This window comes from Pseudorhodoplanes sp. (assembly GCF_046289595.1).
GTDB lineage: Bacteria > Pseudomonadota > Alphaproteobacteria > Rhizobiales > Xanthobacteraceae > Pseudorhodoplanes.
This window is the reverse complement of the sequence record NZ_JBKBVB010000040.1, coordinates 16,733-34,683: the sequence shown is the minus strand read 5'-3', so window position 1 is coordinate 34,683 and position 17,951 is coordinate 16,733. Positions and strand designations below refer to the sequence as shown.

Annotated in this window: 17 protein-coding genes; 14 read left to right on the top strand and 3 right to left on the bottom strand. The window is 63.1% G+C overall.

Translation table 11 applies throughout. The features are described 5' to 3' along the window. Positions 1–743: malonyl-CoA decarboxylase domain-containing protein (locus ACK41X_RS10725; RefSeq protein ID WP_409722513.1), on the bottom strand; the 743-nt coding region annotated here is incomplete at its 3' end. A 150-nt stretch (positions 744–893) separates the two neighbouring features. Here ACK41X_RS10725 and ACK41X_RS10720 point away from each other — a divergent pair. From ACK41X_RS10720 to ACK41X_RS10705, 4 genes are all read left to right on the top strand, one after another. Further along, complete coding sequence (locus ACK41X_RS10720; protein ID WP_409722510.1) at positions 894–2,948, top strand: dipeptide ABC transporter ATP-binding protein; 2,055 nt, start codon at positions 894–896, stop codon at positions 2,946–2,948. 68 nt (positions 2,949–3,016) lie between these two features. Further along, the gene (locus tag ACK41X_RS10715; protein ID WP_409722507.1) at positions 3,017–4,642 is read left to right on the top strand and encodes an ABC transporter substrate-binding protein; all 1,626 of its coding nucleotides are present in this window, start codon (positions 3,017–3,019) and stop codon (positions 4,640–4,642) included. A 63-nt stretch (positions 4,643–4,705) separates the two neighbouring features. Next, on the top strand, positions 4,706–5,662 hold the full coding sequence (locus tag ACK41X_RS10710; protein WP_409722504.1) for an ABC transporter permease: 957 nt from the start codon (positions 4,706–4,708) through the stop codon (positions 5,660–5,662). Further along, entirely contained in the window at positions 5,659–6,552 is an 894-nt protein-coding gene (locus ACK41X_RS10705) for an ABC transporter permease (protein WP_409722501.1), read from the top strand. Before ACK41X_RS10710 ends, ACK41X_RS10705 begins: the two co-directional genes overlap by 4 nt. Positions 6,553–6,585: 33 nt before the next feature. On the opposite strand, the gene ACK41X_RS10700 is transcribed toward ACK41X_RS10705, so the two are convergent. Further along, a complete protein-coding gene (locus tag ACK41X_RS10700) occupies positions 6,586–8,721 on the bottom strand; it encodes a DUF294 nucleotidyltransferase-like domain-containing protein (RefSeq protein ID WP_409722498.1) in 2,136 nt (711 codons plus the stop codon). 29 nt (positions 8,722–8,750) lie between these two features. Further along, complete coding sequence (locus tag ACK41X_RS10695; protein WP_409722495.1) at positions 8,751–9,365, bottom strand: hypothetical protein; 615 nt, start codon at positions 9,363–9,365, stop codon at positions 8,751–8,753. Positions 9,366–9,700: 335 nt separating this feature from the next. Between ACK41X_RS10695 and ACK41X_RS10690 the strand changes: the two genes are divergently transcribed. From ACK41X_RS10690 to ACK41X_RS10645, 10 genes are all read left to right on the top strand, one after another. Then, positions 9,701–9,985, top strand: a complete 285-nt coding sequence (locus ACK41X_RS10690; RefSeq protein ID WP_409722492.1) for a DUF4212 domain-containing protein — start codon at positions 9,701–9,703, stop codon at positions 9,983–9,985. A gap of 11 nt (positions 9,986–9,996) precedes the next feature. After that, positions 9,997–11,964, top strand: coding sequence for a sodium:solute symporter family protein (locus tag ACK41X_RS10685; RefSeq protein ID WP_409722489.1), 1,968 nt, complete (start codon positions 9,997–9,999; stop codon positions 11,962–11,964). A gap of 220 nt (positions 11,965–12,184) precedes the next feature. Next, positions 12,185–12,490, top strand: coding sequence for a hypothetical protein (locus ACK41X_RS10680; protein WP_409722486.1), 306 nt, complete (start codon positions 12,185–12,187; stop codon positions 12,488–12,490). Beyond that, positions 12,487–12,813: a hypothetical protein gene (locus ACK41X_RS10675; RefSeq protein WP_409722483.1), complete on the top strand. Its 327-nt coding sequence runs from the start codon at positions 12,487–12,489 to the stop codon at positions 12,811–12,813. Before ACK41X_RS10680 ends, ACK41X_RS10675 begins: the two co-directional genes overlap by 4 nt. A 221-nt stretch (positions 12,814–13,034) precedes the next feature. Continuing rightward, positions 13,035–13,397, top strand: a complete 363-nt coding sequence (locus ACK41X_RS10670; protein WP_409722480.1) for a hypothetical protein — start codon at positions 13,035–13,037, stop codon at positions 13,395–13,397. 113 nt (positions 13,398–13,510) lie between these two features. Next, complete coding sequence (locus ACK41X_RS10665; RefSeq protein WP_409722477.1) at positions 13,511–14,026, top strand: hypothetical protein; 516 nt, start codon at positions 13,511–13,513, stop codon at positions 14,024–14,026. 332 nt (positions 14,027–14,358) lie between these two features. Continuing rightward, positions 14,359–15,285 carry a metal ABC transporter substrate-binding protein gene (locus ACK41X_RS10660; RefSeq protein WP_409722518.1) on the top strand — a complete coding sequence of 309 codons (927 nt, stop codon included), beginning with the start codon at positions 14,359–14,361 and terminating at the stop codon, positions 15,283–15,285. Positions 15,286–15,316: 31 nt separating this feature from the next. Then, positions 15,317–16,219, top strand: a complete 903-nt coding sequence (locus ACK41X_RS10655; RefSeq protein ID WP_409722474.1) for a manganese/iron ABC transporter ATP-binding protein — start codon at positions 15,317–15,319, stop codon at positions 16,217–16,219. Then, positions 16,216–17,085, top strand: coding sequence for a metal ABC transporter permease (locus ACK41X_RS10650; protein ID WP_409722470.1), 870 nt, complete (start codon positions 16,216–16,218; stop codon positions 17,083–17,085). The genes ACK41X_RS10655 and ACK41X_RS10650 overlap by 4 nt, the downstream gene beginning before the upstream one ends. After that, complete coding sequence (locus ACK41X_RS10645; protein WP_409722465.1) at positions 17,082–17,945, top strand: metal ABC transporter permease; 864 nt, start codon at positions 17,082–17,084, stop codon at positions 17,943–17,945. The genes ACK41X_RS10650 and ACK41X_RS10645 overlap by 4 nt, the downstream gene beginning before the upstream one ends. Positions 17,946–17,951: the final 6 nt, after the last annotated feature.

Below are 17,951 nucleotides of genomic sequence, written 5' to 3'. Positions count from 1 at the left end.
TCCCGGTTCTCGGCAAGGATCGGGGCAATCGCCCCAGGAATCCCTGCGGTGAGCGCCACCTCGACAAAGATCAACGGTTCGTCGTTCAGCGCCGGATGGAAGAAGGCGAAGCAGCAGCGGTCGTCCGGGTCGATCCTGCGGCGCAGATCGTCCCAGCTGCGAATTTTGTGGACCGCCTCGTGCTTGATGATCTTCTCCAGAATATTGGCCGGTGTCGACCAGTCGATGTCGCGCAGCACCAGAAAGCCGCGGTTGAACCATGACGAAAACAGATGCACGAAGTCGGCATCCACAACGGCGAGATCCTTGCGGTGCGCCAGCGCGTCCAGCAATTGCTCGCGCATGCGGACAAGCGCCGCGGTGCCGCCGGGCGCCAGGTTGAGCCTGCGGAACAATTCCTGACGCCGCGGTTCGGCGGCCTGATGCAGTTCGGAAGCGGTGGTGTCGGTCGGGTTGGCCTGCCACGCCGCAATCGCCTTTTCCATGCGGGCGCGGTCGGGGCCAAATTGATGCGCCAGCGCCTCGAAAAATGCGATGCGCGGGCCGATCGTCAACTCGGCGTAGCGGTTCAGGATTTCCCGGGCGAGCGCTACGCCCGAGGCCTCGCCGCGCCCCGATAACAGATCCTCGCACAGAACCACGAAGTCGGCGGAGCGCGTGACGGCGTTTGTGCGCCGCGTCAGAAGCGCGCGTCCGCGGTCCGAAATTGTCTGCAGCAAGTCGCCAAAAAACGCGCCATTCATTGCCAAGTCCGAAATCTCTCCAAACCCTGCGCGCCTTCCGCAGTGCAACGCACCTTTAGCAGATTTCCGCGCATGTCGGCCCGCTTTTCACGGTGGCCCTTCCACACTGGATCAGCTATAGGCTGAGTTCAGGATAATAAAGAATAATCGGTGGGTACCATCGAACAGCGGGTGGAGACGCGGGAGCGGGCCGGTGTTGCGCCGGCCTCCCCCCTTCTTGAGGTCGACGACCTCCATGTGCAGTTCCAGACCTCGCGCGGGGTGGTCCGCGCGGTGGAGGGTCTGTCGTTCCATATCGACCCCGGCGAGGTGGTCGCGATCGTCGGCGAATCCGGGTCGGGCAAATCGGTCTCGGCGCTGTCGATCATGCGGCTGCTGCCGAAGCTGACCGGGCGCATTCCCAAGGGGCGGGTCATTTTCCAGGGGCGCAACCTGCTCGACCTTTCCGACGAAGAGATGCGCGAGATTCGCGGCCGCGATATTTCAATGATCTTCCAGGAGCCGATGACCTCGCTCAATCCGATCCTGACCATCGGATTGCAGATCACCGAGCCGCTCCGCATCCATCTCGGCATGAATGCCGAACAGGCCGAGGCCCGCGCGATCGAATTGCTCGGCCTTGTCGGCATCCCCGATCCGGCGCGCCGGCTCGCACAATATCCGCATCAATTTTCCGGCGGCATGCGCCAGCGCGTCATGATCGCGATCGGGCTGGCCTGCAATCCCAAGCTGATCATCGCCGACGAGCCGACCACCGCGCTCGACGTGACCATCCAGGCGCAGATCCTCGAACTGATGAAGGATCTGTCGCGCAAGCTGAATATCGCGCTGATCGTCATCACGCATAACCTCGGCGTGGTGGCGCGCTATGCCGACCGGGTGATCGTCATGTACGCGTCGCGCCTGGTCGAGGAAGGCGACGCCGACGACGTGTTCCACCGGCCGCGCCATCCCTATTCGATGGGACTGCTGCGCTCGGTGCCACGGCTCGACCGGCCACGCGGCGCCAAGCTCGAAACCATCGAGGGCTTGCCGCCGAATGCCGCAGCGCCGCCGCCCGGCTGTCGCTTCGCACCGCGCTGCCCGTACCGGATCGCAATCTGCGAGACCGAGCCCGGCCTGCTGCGCACCGATACCGGCGGCCTGTCGCGCTGCCACCGGCATCAGGAGATCGCAGACGGAAAAATCGTCTGGGCCGCGGCGGCGGCCGGCTCGCAGCGGACACAGAGCAAGAGCGGCACGCCGCTTCTTTCGGTCCGCAATCTCGTGAAGCATTTTGAAGTGCGCGGCGGCCTGCGGAATGCAAGCGGCACGGTCAGAGCGGTGCAGGATGTCAACTTCGACATCTATCCCGGCGAAACCCTGGGCCTGGTCGGCGAATCCGGCTGCGGCAAGACCACGGTCGGCCGCCTGATCCTGCGGCTGGAAGAGCCGACCGGCGGCGAGATCACGTTCGAGGGCCGCGATCTGAGAGCCGCCTCGGCATCCGACATGAAGGCGGTACGGCGCAAGATCCAGGTCATCTTCCAGGATCCCTATTCGTCGCTCAATCCGCGCATGACGGTCGGTCAGATCATCGGCGAGCCGCTGCATGTCTACAAGCTCGTGCCGGACCGCAAGGCGCAGGACGGCCGCGTCGCACAACTGCTCGAACAGGTGGGCTTGCGTCCGGAAATGGCCGCGCGCTATCCGCACCAGCTTTCCGGCGGACAGCGCCAGCGGGTCGGCATCGCGCGGGCGCTGGCGATGGAGCCGTCCTTCATCGTCTGCGACGAGGCGGTGTCGGCGCTCGACGTGTCGATCCAGGGGCAGATCATCAATCTCCTGGAAGACCTGCAGCGCCGGCTCGGCCTCGCCTATCTGTTCATCGCACACGATCTTGCCGTGGTGCGGCATATCTCGATGCGCGTGGTGGTGATGTATTTCGGCAAGGTGATGGAAGTCGCCGACCGCGATACAATCTACAACGAGCCGCTGCATCCCTACACCAAGGTTCTGCTCGACGCCGCGCCGGTCCCCGACCCGACCATCGAGAAGGGGAGAGAGCCGCGCTTGATCAAGGGCGAACTGCCCTCCCATCTCTCGCCGCCATCAGGCTGCGTGTTCAATACCCGCTGCCCGATGGCAAGCGACGAATGCCGGCAGCTGGTGCCGCCGCTGGAGGAGAAGCGCCCGGGTCACTTTGCCGCTTGCATCAAGGTGTGAGAACGCCTGACACTCTAAGAAGAAACCAAAGCGTCAGAACAAAAGACCATACAAGGGAGAGAAACACCATGAAGATATCACGCCGCACCGCCCTGAAAGGCTCCGCAGGAGCGCTCGCGCTCGGACTTGGCGGAGGACTTGGCGGACTGAATTTCGATTTCACGCGCGCCTATGCCCAGGCCGAGAAAGCCAAGCGTGGCGGCAATCTGAATTTCGCGATCAGCGCCGAGGCGCCGCATTACGACCCGCATGCCAGCGATACCTACGCAACGCTGCATCTTGTGGCGCCATTCTATTCGACACTGCTGCGCTACAATCTTGCGAAATTCCCCGAGGTCGAGGGCGACCTTGCCGCCTCCTGGGAGGTTGCGCCGGATCAAATGACCTATACGTTCAAGCTGAAGCCAAACGTCAAATTCCATGACGGCACCGCCTTCAGTTCGGCCGACGTGAAAGCGACCTACGACCGCCTGCGCAATCCGCCGCAGGGCGTCGTCTCTAACAGGCGCGCGACCTTCGCCGATATCGACACCATCGAAACCCCGGACGCCAATACTGTGATCTTCAAGATGAAGGCGCCGAACTCCTCGATGATCGACCATTTCGCAAGCCCGTGGAACGTCATCTATTCGGCCAAGGATCTCGCGGAAAATCCGGCGCTGCCGCGCACCAAGATCAACGGCACCGGGCCGTTCACCTTCGTCGAACACGTCAAGGGCAGCCACGTTTCCGGCAAGCGCAACGAAAATTACTTCAAGCCCGACCTGCCCTATCTCGATACGTTCCGCGGCATCTTTACCCTTCAGGCTGCGGCCATGCTGAACGCCCTGCAGGGCGGGCAGGTGCTCGGTGAATTCCGCGGCGTCTCGCCGGCGGAGCGCGACCGCCTGGTCGCTGCAATGGGCGACAAGCTTCGGGTCGAGGAGTCGAGCTGGACGCTCAATCTGCTGGTCTGCTTCAACGTCGAGAAGCCGCCATTCGACGATGTGCGCGTCCGCCGCGCCCTGCTGATGGCGATCGACCGCTGGGGCGGCAGCCAGGGTTTGTCGCGCATTTCCACGCTGCGCTCGGTAGGCGGCGTGGTCCGGCCGGGCGCGCCGCTGGCGACGCCGGAGGCCGAATTGGTCAAGCTTCCCGGTTTCTCGAAGGACATCAAGAAGTCCCGCGAGGAAGCACGCAAGCTGCTCAAGGAAGCGGGCCACGAGAACCTGAAATTCGTTCTCTGGAATCGCAACCTGGCGATGCCCTATACGCCTGCCGGAATCTTCCTGGTCGATCAGTGGCGTCAGATCGGCGTCACCGTCGAGCACAAGCAGTCCGACACCGCGCCCTACATCGCCGCCTTGAACAGCGGCAATTATGAGGTGGCGATCGACTTCTCGAACCTGTTCAACGACGACCCAACGCTGTCGATGACCAAGTTCCTGTCGCGCGACAAGAACCCGCTCAACATGTCGCGCGCCAACGATCCCGAGATCGACAAGCTCTACGAACTGCAACTGCGCGAACGCGACATCGAGAAGCGCAAGGCTCATATCCGCGCACTGGAGAAACGGCTGTTCGAACAGGCCTATCAGCAGCCGCTGTTCTGGTGGCACCGGATCGTGCTGACACACAAGACACTGATGGGATGGCAGATGTCGCCGAGCCACAATCTCGGCGCCCAGCTCGAGGGCGTCTGGCTGAATACCTGAAGCCCGCTCGTCCCCTCTCCCACGCCGGGGGGAGAGGGGACGCTTCTACCGGAAAACTGACCGATGCTCCGCTACACCGTAAACCGCGTGCTCATGATGATCCCGACGCTGCTCGGCGTGGCGGTGCTGGTCTTCTTCATGCTGCGCGTCGTCCCTGGCGACATCGTCGAAGTGAAGCTGCGTGGCGACGGCGGCAACGTCACCCAGGAAGTGGTGGAGGCCGAACGCAAGCGACTCGGCCTCGACCGCCCATTGCTCACCCAGTTCGGCGAGTGGATGGTCAATATGGTCAGGGGCGACTTCGGCATCTCGATGTGGACCGAGCGGCCGGTGATGGAGGAGATTTCGCTCCGGCTGGAATTGTCGCTTCAGGTCGCGCTGATGGCGACGATCATCGCGGTGCTGCTGGCGATACCGATGGGCACGCTGGCGGCGCTGTTTCGCGACACCTGGATCGATTATCTCGTGCGCATCCTGACCATCGGCGGATTGTCGATTCCGTCCTTCTGGTTCGGCATGCTGATCATGCTGAGCCTGCTGGCCTTCTTCAACTGGCTGCCGCCGATCACCTTCACCCCGTTCTATGTCGACCCTTGGGCCAATTTCACGCAGCTGATCTGGCCCGCCATGGCGGTCGGCTACCGCTATTGCGCGGTGGTGGCGCGCATGATCCGGTCGTCGCTGCTCGAAGTCCTCAACGAGGACTATATCCGTACTGCCCGGGCCAAGGGGGTCTATGAGCGCCTCGTGATCTCGCGTCACGCCCTGCGCAACGCGCTGCTCCCGGCCATCACCGTGATCGGGCTGGAATTCACCTTTCTGATCGGCGGCCTTGTCGTCACCGAGCAGGTGTTCAACCTCAACGGCATCGGGCAGCTCTTCGTACAGAGCGTCGCGCGCAACGACTTCATGCTGATTCAGGGCATGGTGATGCTGATCGCGGCCTTTTACGTGTTCGTCAATCTGATCATCGACCTGCTCTACGCCGTGTTCGATCCCAGGATCCGTTACGACTCATGACGATCGCAGCCGAAGCCCCACGCGAAGCCCTGCGCCGCGGCCCCAATCCCGCCATCGAGTTCTGCAAGCAGCAGCCGCTCGGAGCAATCAGCTTCGTCATCATCGTGGCGATGATGTTTGCGGGCATATTCTCGCCATGGGTCGCGCCCTACGATCCGCTCGAGATCGACTTTGCCTCGATCCTCGCCGCACCGTCCTGGGAGCATTGGTGCGGCACCGACGCCTATGGCCGCGACATCTGCTCGCGCCTGATCTACGGGTCGCGCACCGCGCTCGTGATCGGCTTCACCTCCTCGTTCCTCGGTTCGACCATCGGCGCGATCCTCGGCGTCGCGTCCGCCTATTTCGGCGGGCGCATCGACAACTGGATTCAGCGGGTGATGGACGTCCTCCTCGCTTTCCCGCTGATCGTGCTGGCGCTCGTGGTCGTGGCCGCGCTCCGCAAATTCGTGATCGGCGGCGTCGACGTGAACCTGATCATCGCTATCGCGATCCCGATCATCCCGCGCGTCGCCCGCGTGGTGCGCGCGGCCGCTCTCGGCGTGCGCGTCATGCCTTATGTCGACGCCGCGCGCGCGGCCGGCTATTCCAACTCGCGGATCATCTTCCGGCACATGGCCCCCAACGTGGTCGCGCCCTATCTGATCATGCTGACCGCCTTCATTGCGCAGGCGATCCTCGCCGAGGCGTCGCTGTCGTTCCTCGGACTGGGCGTTGCAGAACCCACCGCAGCCTGGGGGCTGATGCTGTCGGGCAACGCCGCCGACTTCTACCGCGAGGCGCCATGGATGATCCTGTTCCCGGGCGCCGCCATTTCACTCGCGGTCTTCGCGTTCAACCTGTTCGGCGACTCGTTACGGGACTTTCTCGATCCGCGCTTCAAGGTATAGGCGCCACCGCGATCGGCTCCGGACCGGCCTTGCTTAATGCCGGAAAAGCAATTGCCGGGTGAACTCGTCGAGATGCTTCACCGCCTGCAACGCAGTCTGCAACCGCTCGCGGTCGCGCGCCGATAGCCGCTTCACCGCAACCGTATTGGCCGGCGCGCGGCCCTGATGAATGTCGTCGAGCTGCTGCGACAGGATGAATTCCAGAAAAGTAGCATGCGCCTCGATCAGCGCGTCGATATCGGCATCGCCGCCGAGGTTCAGCGCGCGCACGCCGAGAAGACGCGAAGGGGTTGCACGCTCCACCACATGGTGGCGGATCGCCAGCACCCGCGCCGTCGAGACGATGCCGAACAGACCCGCGCGTTTCAGATCGACGCGGCCGTGGCTGGTGCGAAAGCCGCCGAACAAGCCGAGCACATTGTCGACCGAACCGGAGGCGTCGGCCAGAAGCTTTGCGAATTCGACCCTCCCGTTTGCCGCCTCGAAGCCGTAACGCCACAGCGCATCGGCAAGCGACAGCGCGCCGTGAACCCCGCGCATGTCAAAGAAAATATCGACCGCGAGCAGATCCTGCGGCCGCGAGCGGCCGATCCACTCGGAGATCCGCTGGTGCCAGGTCGCCACCGAGCCGCGCCATTGCGCATTGCTCGCCATTACCCCGCCTTTGCAATACGGCACGCCGACGTCGTTCAGAATGTCGGCAACGTGCTGGCCGAGCGTCGCGAACCATTGGTCCTCCGGACCGCCCGCCTCGCCGCGCTCGAACACCAGCGCATTGTCCTGATCCATGGCGAGGAGGCTCTCGCCGCGCCCGCCCGAACCGAGCACCGTCATCGCATAAGCGCAGGGCGGTGCGCCCAGCCCCGCATCCTGCATGCGTGCTTCGGCGATCACCGCGGCCTGCCGGGTCAACGCGCCAAGCTCGCGCGATATGATCGCGGCGATTTCGCGCGCCGGCACGCTTTCCGCCATCAGCGAGGCCGCGACATGCGGCAGCTTGGCCCAGGCCCGGCCGAGTGCCCCGGCATCCATGGCCTGGTCGATCTCGTCGCCGAGCGAAACCGCCTCGCCCGCGCGCAGCCGCAACAGATCGCGCGCCGACAGCGCGCCGACCAGGTTGCCGGCTTCATCGGTGACACCGAGATGACGAATCTTCAGCCGGCTCATCCGGCCGATCGCGCGGTAGACGAATGCTTCGGCCGGAATCACCGCCAGCGGCTTGCTGGCGAATTGTGCGAGCACGCGGTTGAGCGCCCCCTCGCCCTCGGCCGCGATCGCACGCAGGATGTCGCGCTCTGTGATGATCGCCGCCTCCGATGCCGCCACGCTAACTGAAGCGTATTCGGAGGGGACGACAAACAATGAGGAGATCTTTTCGCCGATCATCTTCGTCAAGGCGTCGCCCAGCGTCGCGCTCTCCGAAATCACACGCGGCGGCTTGCTCATCACCTCGCATACGCGGTGCCGGTAAGGGTAACTGTCAATACGCGCAAACGAGCGCTCCGCCGCGGCGAGATCGCTTCGCATATCCGGCGTGACCCAGCCGGCGCGATGCTGCTTGTCCATGACATCGGTCAGCGCCCGGCACGCCTGCCAGGCCTCGGCGAAGGTGCGGATGCCGCCTTCGCGCAATTTCGGGATCAGCGCCTCAAAAATGCGCGCCGTGGTCAGCGCGTCACCCAGTGCGGAATGCCGGCCTTCGACTGCAACGCCGAGCCATTGCGCAAGCTGCTCAAGCGAATAGCCGCCAAGCCGCGGTTCGACCACCTGGGCCAGATGTTGCGTGTCCAGCGCACGCGGCCGCTTCCAGTGCAAGCCTGCGCGCTCGCATTCGCGCTGCAGCACGGCAAGATCGAACCCCACCGTATGCCCGATCACCACGGACGAGCCGAGAAAGGCGGAAATGTCCGGCCAGACTTGCGCAAAGTCAGGAGCACTGGCGACCGCGTCTGCGTCGATGCCGTGAATGGCGGTGGATGCCGGCGGGATCGGTTCCTGCGGATTGATCAGGCGGCGCACGGACTGAGCGGATTCGATACGTCCGGCGACAATCCTGATCGCCGCGACTTCGATGACACGCGCCTTGCGCGGATCGAGGCCCGTGGTCTCGGTATCGATGACCACAGCATCAAGCGCTATAAGGGGTGTGGCATTGGTGACTGACGCCATGTGTCGCTCCCCCACCCCCGCGGAAATATTCAGGCTTCGCCGCGCAGCGCCCTCATTACCTCTTCCACATCCATCCGTTCTTCCAGCTCATCCTTGATCTTGATCAGGTGGAGCTGCATGAAGCCGCGCGCGGTCGGCGCGTCGGGGGTGAGAAACGGCTTGTCGTAGGGCATCATTTCGAAATACCGGTCGGCAAACGGCACGGGAATATCGTTGGCGCGCTTGGGCGGATGCAGCGACAGCCGGTCCATATGCAGCGCGAGATCATCGCGGGCCGCCTGCCATTCCTCGTCCGTCAGCCCTTCAGGGCGCGGATAGCGATCGAATACCGTCAGGACGAGGGCGATCAACGGATCCAGCGCGATGCGGCGGTCGCCCCCGGTATGCGGTGCGAGCAGGCCCTCCACCAACTCTCCCATCATGGCAAGGCCGAGCGGATAGGCCCTCCAGCGCGACCGATTCAGCGCGGACTGGAAGCCTTCATCGGCAAGCATGACTTTGGAATATGGACCCGATCGCGCACGCGCATAGTCGTAGATGCCCTTCTGCACCAGAAAGGCGGCCTGATCGTCGATGAAATTGGCCAGCTGCTCCGGCGTCTCAATGGCCGGTTTGCGGCGGCGCAGAAAATCGAACAAGCCCATCCCACTCACACTCCGATCCGCGATCGCTCGATTTCGCTGCAACGCAAATCTCGGTCTCGCATTTGCGAAGGCTTTTGCCCACCCACGTCATTCGACCAAAGACTAGCAAGCCAAACGGGTAAAAGCCCGATTTTGGCCGAAAGTCTTATAAGACCGACCCGCTTCCCAATGTTAATTTTTCGTATCGATCCGATAACGCGGCGACAAGATCGCATGTCGGACAGCGGCAATTCGGGGAGGTGCCGCAGACAAGCCGGAGAACCGGCTCCTCCCTTTTTGGTTGGCGTCACCGGACGCACGCGTTTCCGGTGACAAAGAGGGAGGGCATCCGACCCATGTCATCACAGCAGACTCCGACGTCTTCGACGTCTGCCAATGACGAAGCGCACTGGAAGAAGACAACCAACCTGATGTGGATCCATCTCGGGATCTGGTTCTTCTTTGGCTATGTCATTCACCTATTCGCGCCTGCGCTGAACAAGATCGTCATCGCCGGATTCCCGCTCGGCTTCTACATGGCCGCGCAAGGCTCGCTGATCGCATTCGTGGTCCAGCTGTTCATGTTCGCAAGACAGCAGGACAACATCGATCGTGAATTCGGCGTTGCCGAGGACGACTGAGGAGATCGGCAATGAGCACTCAGACCTCAAAGGCCGATGATTTCATCAGAAATCTCGGCAAGATTTACGGCTTCTATGCCGGCGGCTTCCTTGTTTTCGTTCTGTTCCTGGCGCTGCTCGAAGTGGTCGGCGTCCCGAACAAGATTCTCGGCTACCTGTTCGTCTTCTTCACCATCGCGGTCTACGCCATCATCGGCGTGCTGTCGCGCACGGCGCAGGTTTCCGAATATTACGTCGCCGGCCGGCGCGTTCCGGCCTTCTATAACGGCATGGCGACCGGCGCGGACTGGATGTCGGCGGCGTCCTTCGTCGGCATGGCCGGCACGCTGTTCCTGCTCGGTTATGACGGGCTGGCCTGGGTGCTGGGCTGGACCGGCGGCTACGTGCTGGTGTCGGTGCTGGTCGGGCCGTATCTGCGCAAATTCGGCGCCTACACGGTTCCTGACTTCATGTCGTTCCGCTTCGGCGGCAACTTCGCCCGCTTCCTGGCGGTGATTGTGCTGTTCTGCTGCTCCTTCACCTATGTGACGGCGCAGATTTTCGGAACCGGCATCATCGCCTCGCGCTTCCTCGGCATGTCGTTCGAAATCGCGGTGTTTGTGGGCCTCGTCGGCATCCTGCTCTGCTCGATGCTCGGCGGCATGCGGGCGGTGACCTGGACGCAGATCGCCCAGTACATCGTGCTGATCGTGGCCTATCTGACCCCGATCGTGATTCTGTCGACGATGAAGTTCGGCATCCCGGTTCCGCAGCTGACCTATGGTCAGGCGCTCGCGGACATCGCGGCACGCGAAGGCCAGATGCTGCAGCAGGGTCTGGCGACGGCGGCGAACCTCAAGGTCCATACCGCTCCATGGTCGACCTACACGCCGCTCAACTTCTTCGCCATCATCCTCTGCATGATGGTTGGTACGGCGTCGCTGCCGCACATCCTGATGCGCTACTTCACCACCCCGTCGGTGCGTGAAGCCCGTCAGTCGGTGGCCTGGTCGCTGTTCTTCATCTTCCTCCTGTACTTCTCGGCGCCGGCCTATGCGGCGTTCTCGAAGCTGGAGGTCTACACCAACATCATCGGCCGCAACGTCGCTGACATTCGGCCCTGGATGTTTACCTGGGGCGAACTCGGCCTGATCCAGCTCTGCGGCAAGAATGCCGCCAGCCTGCAGGCCGTGATCGACGCCTGTAAAGCCGCTGGGACCGAAGTCGTGCGTCTGCAGGACTTCACGATCAATACCGACGTGATCGTGCTGTCGACCCCGGAAATCGCGGGTCTTCCGTACGTGATCTCGGGCCTGGTCGCAGCCGGCGGTCTCGCCGCCGCGCTCTCGACCGCGGACGGTCTGCTGCTCGCCATCGCCAATGCGCTGTCGCACGACATCTACTACAAGATGATCGATCCGAACGCGCCGACGGTGCGCCGGCTGATGATCGCCCGTATCCTGCTGCTGATCGTGGCGGTCGCGGCCGCGGCGACTGCCTCGACCAGACCGGGCGACATCCTGGCGATGGTCGGATGGGCGTTCTCGCTGGCCATGGCCGGTAACTTCCCGGCGCTGGTGATGGGCATCTGGTGGAAGCGGGCAACAACCGCAGGTGCCATTGTCGGCATCATCGGCGGCTTCGGCATCGCGCTGTTCTACCTCGTCGTCACCCGCTACTTCCCGGGCTACGGCGTGGCGTATTTCGGAATGTCGTCGCTGACCAATCCGGCCGGCGCTCCGCTGATCGCGGACATGGCCAAGGCGATGGCGGCTCCGAACGCGATGGATACTTGGGTTGCCCTGTCCCACCCGCTGGCCAGCAAGGTCGGCTGGTTCGGCATCACGAATATCGCCGCGGGTCTGATCGGCATGCCGGTCGGCTTCGCGCTGATCTACATCGTGAGCCTGATGACCAGGGAGCCGTCGAAGGAAATGCAGGCCTTCGTCGACGAAATCCGCAAGCCCCGCGGTCGCACCGTGCTGCAGGAAAAGGACTAAGCCTCTTCAAGACGGCGTCAAACACAGCGGGGCCCGGTCGTCCGGGCCCCGTTTCTTTTCAGCCGGCCATGTCGGCTATGATCGGGTGCCGCGCGAAGCCGATGCAAATCGTGCAGCACTGGGCTAAAGGATTCAGCTCCCGTCCGGGAGCGCACCTTGCAGGCGCGCACCTCGCAAGCGCGCCACCCTGGGGGAAGACGGAAAGGCGGAGCCCGTTCGCGTGCAGCAATCGTTCTGGAGCCTCTGGTACTTCAATCTGCCGAACTTCGTTCTGGCGGTGGTGATGTACACCATGCTTGGCCGCGCCGTGCTCGGCCTGTTCGTCGACCACGATTCCAATAACTATATCTGGCGCGGCTTCTGCGCGATCACGGATCCATTCCTCAAGGCGTTCGCCGCGGTCACGCCGAAGGCGACGGCCCCGGTCGTGCTGTGGCTGTTCGGTTTCGTCTGGCTGTTCTGGCTGCGGGTCTTGCTGTTCGTGGTTTTCTACGCAACCGGTGCATTGCGGGTGGGCGGGGCATGAACGAACGCAGCTTCTATTTCATCGGCATCGCATTCTTCGGCATGATCAACGGAATCTTCAATCCGTTCTTCGTGATCGTGTTCCAGATCTCGATCTTCCTGATGGCCGAGCCGCTATTCGGTTCGACGGCGGCGATTGCGTATTTTTCATCCCTGATGCTGTCGACCGCGACCGTCATCATCGGGGGAATCCCTGCAGCCCTGTATGAGCGCTATATCGGCGCCAAGGACGATTCGACCGTGGTGTCGCTCTGGATCTGGCTGGCCTGCACCGCGATCCTGACGATTCCGGCGATCGGAAATTTCATCAGCATCGGTCTGTAACCGGCCTCCGGCTCGCAAATTTTGCGGCGCGGCCAAGGGTCCCGTCCGCGGCCAAGAATCCCGCACGCGGCCGACCTTTTCCTGCCGCTTTCAGGAACCAGCCTGACGTTGCCGACGTTTCGGCCGGTTGGTCCGAGACATGGCACGGCGCTTGCTCGGTTTCAGAAGATGTGTGGGAGGACATTCGAGGAGCAGGCGCCCGTTCTCTGAGGGAGACCCGCATGGAAACATTCGCTCGCTTTGCGTATTTCACCATCGCCCGCGATGCCGGCGTTGCGGCCTTCGCCGGCGGCATCCTGATGATCGCCTACAGCTTCAATCCGCCGCTGGCTCTCGTTCTCGGCGCCTCCGTTGCCATGTTCTTCACGACGGTGATGCTGGTGCGCGCCCTGTTTCTGACGGAGGACCGGGTGGCCGCAACCGAGCCTTGGCAGGTCATGGAGCCCGAGCAGCGCCCGGAAGGTCACGACGGCCGCGCCGTTGCCTGCGAGCAGCTCGAGACCCTTTTGCTCTCCGCCGCCAAGAACGCGGCAGGAATTGCCGCATTGCTGTTCGGCCTTGGCCTGCTGGCGGCCTGGGCGTGATACGGCAAGACGGTCCCGCAGGGCAGACCTGACACACCGCTTCGTGAGCGGAAGGCGTGCCGCGGCTTTGCTAGCTTAGCTCCCGACAACAGGACGAGACGATTATGGAGCATATGCGCCGCATCGCGTACGAAACCGTCCTGCGCGCCTGCGGCTTCGCCTCGCTCGGCATTTTCTGCATCATGATCGGTATGTCATTCAATCCGCGGCTTGCCTTCCAGACCGGCGGCTTCCTCACCACCGTTATGGCCTTCGTCCTGGTGCTGAAGGCGCGTGAAGCGCTGACCAAGGATTACCGCAAGACCGAGATGTGGCTCTATATCGACAAGGATTTCCGGCCACCGGAGGCCTATGCGCAATGGGCAAGCGCCACCGTGCTGCGCGACACCTACCTCACCTTCGCGATGTGGACGGCGCTGATCTCCATCGCGATGTGGGCATTGGCGCTGCTATTTTCGATGCTGGGCGTGTCGTCTTCATTGGCGCAGGAGACCCCGCGTCCGCCACAACGGCCGGCCGTGACGCATCAGCAGCCAGCCAGACCTGACGCGATGGATACCGTCACGCTCGCGCCGGACCAGCGGCGCCCGCCGCAATCGATCCGCTACCAGGTTTTTCCGGATCGCTGAGGGTCCGAAGCCCCCCGGGATTGGGCTTGCCTGCGCTCGCCCGGACGCCCCGTGTGCCGGGCGCGGACGGGGAAATATTCCGCGGCCGTGCGATCGATGCTTGGTCTGCGACAAACGTCCCAGTGAGAAGCACGGTGTCCGCTTTGCGGCCAGAGGCACGGATCCGCTGCCGCCCCCACCCCCGCATGGTTCCGCGCGCACTCAGGCGGCCACGCTGTTTTTGCAACTCATTCGCAACTGGCTTGACGCAGACAAAGGCCAGTTTTATGTTGCAAATAATTCGCAATTGCAGTGTTGGCGGGTGGAAGTCCATGGAAATTGCGTTGGTCCGTTTGCTTGCCGGCGTGCGGCTCCGGGCGCTCTGCGTGCGGCTTGCCGTTGCGCTGCTGGCAATTGCGCTCACGGCCGGTGCAGCGCCTGCATTCGCGCAGCCGCAGAACAAGCCGTTTCGCGTGGTCACCACCTTCACCGTGATCCAGGACATCGCGCAGAATGTCGCGGGCGACAAAGCCATCGTCGAATCGATCACCAAGCCCGGCGCAGAGATTCACGACTACCAGCCGACCCCGCTCGACATCGTCAAGGCGCAGGCCGCCGACCTCGTGCTGTGGAACGGCTTCAATCTCGAACGCTGGTTCGAACGCTTCTTCGACAACGTGAAGAATGTCCCGCTCGCAGTCGTCACCGAGGGGATTCAGCCGGTCGGGATCACCGAGGGGCCCTATTCCGGCAAGCCCAATCCGCATGCCTGGATGTCGCCGTCGAACGCGCTGATCTACGTGGAAAATATCCGCAAGGCGCTGGTCAAGTTCGATCCCAAGAACGCCGACGCCTACAACAGGAATGCCGCGGACTATTCTGCAAAGATCAGGGCGCTGGATGAGCCCCTGCGCAAGCGCCTCTCGACCATTCCGGAAAACCAGCGCTGGCTGGTGACGAGCGAAGGCGCCTTCAGCTATCTCGCCCGGGACTACGGCCTGAAGGAAGCCTATCTCTGGCCGATCAACGCCGACGAACAGGGCACGCCCAAGCAGGTGCGCCGCGTGATCGACCTGGTGCGCAAGCACAGGATTCCGGTGGTGTTCAGCGAGAGCACGATTTCAGACCGCGCCGCCAAACAGGTCGCACGCGAGACCGGAGCGAAATACGGCGGGGTTCTTTATGTCGATTCACTGAGCGCGGAAAACGGCCCGGTGCCCTCCTATCTCGACCTTCTGAAAGTGACGGTCGAAACCATCGCTAAAGGGTTCGGGAAATAATGGCTTCCCGACAATCCAAGGATTGAGCTCCATGACCGCCCCCGCCCAGCGTCTGATCCGGGCTGCCGACGCCTCGCTGGGCGCCAGCATTTCGTTACGAAATCTGAGCGTGACCTATCCGAACGGCTATACCGCCGTGCGCCATGCAAGCTTCGATCTCGACCCCGGCACCATCTGCGCGCTGGTCGGCGTCAACGGCAGCGGCAAGTCGACGATCTTCAAGGCGATCATGGGCTTCGTGCGTCCGTCCGCCGGCGAGGTGCGGCTCTGCGGCCTCACCGTCGACGAGGCGATCCGCCGCAACATCGTAGCCTATGTCCCGCAGAGCGAGGACGTCGACTGGAATTTCCCGGTGCTGGTGGAGACCGTGGTGATGATGGGGCGCTACGGCCACATGAATTTCCTTCGCATGCCCTCGCGCGCCGACCGCTACAAGGTGGACGAGGCGCTGGAGCGCGTCGGCATGAGCGCATTCCGGCACCGGCAGATCGGCGAACTCTCCGGCGGCCAGAAGAAGCGCGTCTTCCTCGCCCGCGCGCTGGCGCAGGAGGGCCGGATCATCCTGCTCGACGAGCCGTTCACCGGCGTCGATGTGAAGACCGAGACTGCGATCGTCGGCCTGTTGCGCGACCTGCGCGATTCCGGTCACCTGATCCTTGTCTCGACCCACAATCTCGGCAGCGTCCCGGATTTCTGCGACCGCGTGGTCTTGATCAACCGCACGGTGCTCGCAGCAGGACCGACCGCGGAGGTGTTCACCCAGAAAAATCTGGAACGCGCTTTCGGCGGCGTGCTGCGCAACTTCCGGCTCGGCGGCCGCGACCTGCATGACGACGACGACGCGCGCAGTGTCACGGTGCTGACCGACGACGAGCGCCCGCTGGTTTTTTATGGCGGCAAGACCGAAAGCGCGAAGGACGAGACCGCCAAATGAGCGCCCTCGCCGCCGAATTGCTGGTGCCGTTCAGCTACAATTACATGCTGAAGGCAATGTGGGTCTCGGCGCTGGTCGGCGGTGTCTGCGCCTTTCTGTCGGCTTATCTGATGCTGAAGGGCTGGTCACTGATGGGCGATGCGCTGGCCCATTCGATCGTGCCGGGCGTCGCCGGCGCCTACATCATTGGCGCGCCGTTTGCGGCCGGCGCCTTCTTTGCCGGCATCATCGCCGCGCTCGCCATGCAATTCGTCCGGCAGAAGTCGCGGCTGCGCGAGGATGCCGTGATCGGCCTTGTCTTCACGGCGCTGTTCGCGCTCGGCCTTCTGATGGCCTCGATCTGGCCGACCTCGGTGTCGATCCAGACCATCGTACTTGGCAACATTCTCGCGATTTCCGACGAGGACGTGGTCCAGGTCGCGATCATCGCCGCGGTCTCGCTGATCGTACTTGCCTTCTTGTGGAAGGATCTGATGGTCACATTCTTCGACGAAAGCCATGCGCGCTCGATCGGCATCCGCACCGGCCTGCTCAAGATCGTGTTCTTTGTGCTGCTGTCCACCTGCACGGTTGCCGCCCTGCAGACTGTCGGCGCCTGTCTCGTGATCGCCATGGTGGTGACGCCCGGCGCCACCGCCTATCTGCTGACCGACCGGTTCGGCCGCCTGATCCTGATCGCGGTCGCGCTTGGCGTGACGACGAGCTTTCTCGGCGCCTATATCAGCTACTTCCTCGACGGGGCGACAGGCGGCGTCATCGTCACCCTGCAGACGCTGGTCTTTCTCGCCGCTTTCGTCTTCGCACCGAAGCACGGCGTGATCGCGGCGCGGCGGCGGCGGATCGCGGGCGCGGAGCTTGCCGCATGAGCGCGCTTGTCGATTTCGTCGCGCTGCCGCTGTCCTATCCGTTCATGCAGCGCGCACTGGTGGTCTCGCTATTGGTCGCGGCAGTCTGCGCGGTTTTGTCCTGCTATCTGGTGCTGAAAGGCTGGTCGCTCATGGGCGACGCGATCTCGCATGCGGTCCTGCCGGGCATCGTGGTCGCATACATCCTGAGTATTCCGCTGGCGATCGGCGCCTTTGTTGCGGGCTTGGGCTGCGCGCTTGCCACCGGCTATCTGAAGGAAAACAGCCGGATCAAGGAAGACACCGTGATGGGTGTGGTGTTTTCCGGGATGTTCGGCTTTGGCCTCGTGATCTTCACCAAGGTCGAGACCGACCAGCATCTCCTGCATATCCTGTTCGGCAATGTGCTGGGCGTCACCGCGCGCGATCTGGCCGAGACTGCAATCGTCGCCGGCGGCACGCTGCTGGTCGTGCTGCTGAAATGGCGCGATCTCCTGCTCTATTGCTTCGATCCGAACCACGCCCGCTCGATCGGACTTCCGGTGCGCGTCCTGCATTATGGACTGCTGGTGCTGCTTGCGCTTACCATCGTCGCCTCGCTGAAGGCGGTCGGCATCATTCTGGTGATCGCCATGCTGATCGGCCCGGGCGCCACCGCCTATCTGCTGACCGATTCCTTCGCGCGCATGCTGGTGATTGCAACGGCGGTGGCGCTGGTATCGGCCTTCATCGGCACAATCGTCAGTTTCCACATCGATGGCGCGACCGGGGCCTGCATCGTGCTGACGCAGGCACTGTTCTTTGCGGCAGCCTTCCTGTTCGCCCCGAAGGGCGGGGTTCTCCGCCCGGCACAATCGGTCGCACCGGAAGCGCAACCATAATGCAAA

Excerpts from the sequence above, each read along its gene's own strand:
- ACK41X_RS10715 (WP_409722507.1), top strand. The coding sequence starts at position 3,017 with ATGAAGATATCACGCCGCACCGCCCTGAAAGGCTCCGCAGGAGCGCTC.
- ACK41X_RS10710 (WP_409722504.1), top strand. The coding sequence starts at position 4,706 with ATGCTCCGCTACACCGTAAACCGCGTGCTCATGATGATCCCGACGCTG.
- ACK41X_RS10705 (WP_409722501.1), top strand. The coding sequence starts at position 5,659 with ATGACGATCGCAGCCGAAGCCCCACGCGAAGCCCTGCGCCGCGGCCCC.
- ACK41X_RS10700 (WP_409722498.1), bottom strand. The coding sequence starts at position 8,721 with ATGGCGTCAGTCACCAATGCCACACCCCTTATAGCGCTTGATGCTGTG.
- ACK41X_RS10695 (WP_409722495.1), bottom strand. The coding sequence starts at position 9,365 with ATGGGCTTGTTCGATTTTCTGCGCCGCCGCAAACCGGCCATTGAGACG.
- ACK41X_RS10690 (WP_409722492.1), top strand. The coding sequence starts at position 9,701 with ATGTCATCACAGCAGACTCCGACGTCTTCGACGTCTGCCAATGACGAA.
- ACK41X_RS10685 (WP_409722489.1), top strand. The coding sequence starts at position 9,997 with ATGAGCACTCAGACCTCAAAGGCCGATGATTTCATCAGAAATCTCGGC.
- ACK41X_RS10675 (WP_409722483.1), top strand. The coding sequence starts at position 12,487 with ATGAACGAACGCAGCTTCTATTTCATCGGCATCGCATTCTTCGGCATG.
- ACK41X_RS10670 (WP_409722480.1), top strand. The coding sequence starts at position 13,035 with ATGGAAACATTCGCTCGCTTTGCGTATTTCACCATCGCCCGCGATGCC.
- ACK41X_RS10665 (WP_409722477.1), top strand. The coding sequence starts at position 13,511 with ATGCGCCGCATCGCGTACGAAACCGTCCTGCGCGCCTGCGGCTTCGCC.
- ACK41X_RS10655 (WP_409722474.1), top strand. The coding sequence starts at position 15,317 with ATGACCGCCCCCGCCCAGCGTCTGATCCGGGCTGCCGACGCCTCGCTG.
- ACK41X_RS10650 (WP_409722470.1), top strand. The coding sequence starts at position 16,216 with ATGAGCGCCCTCGCCGCCGAATTGCTGGTGCCGTTCAGCTACAATTAC.
- ACK41X_RS10645 (WP_409722465.1), top strand. The coding sequence starts at position 17,082 with ATGAGCGCGCTTGTCGATTTCGTCGCGCTGCCGCTGTCCTATCCGTTC.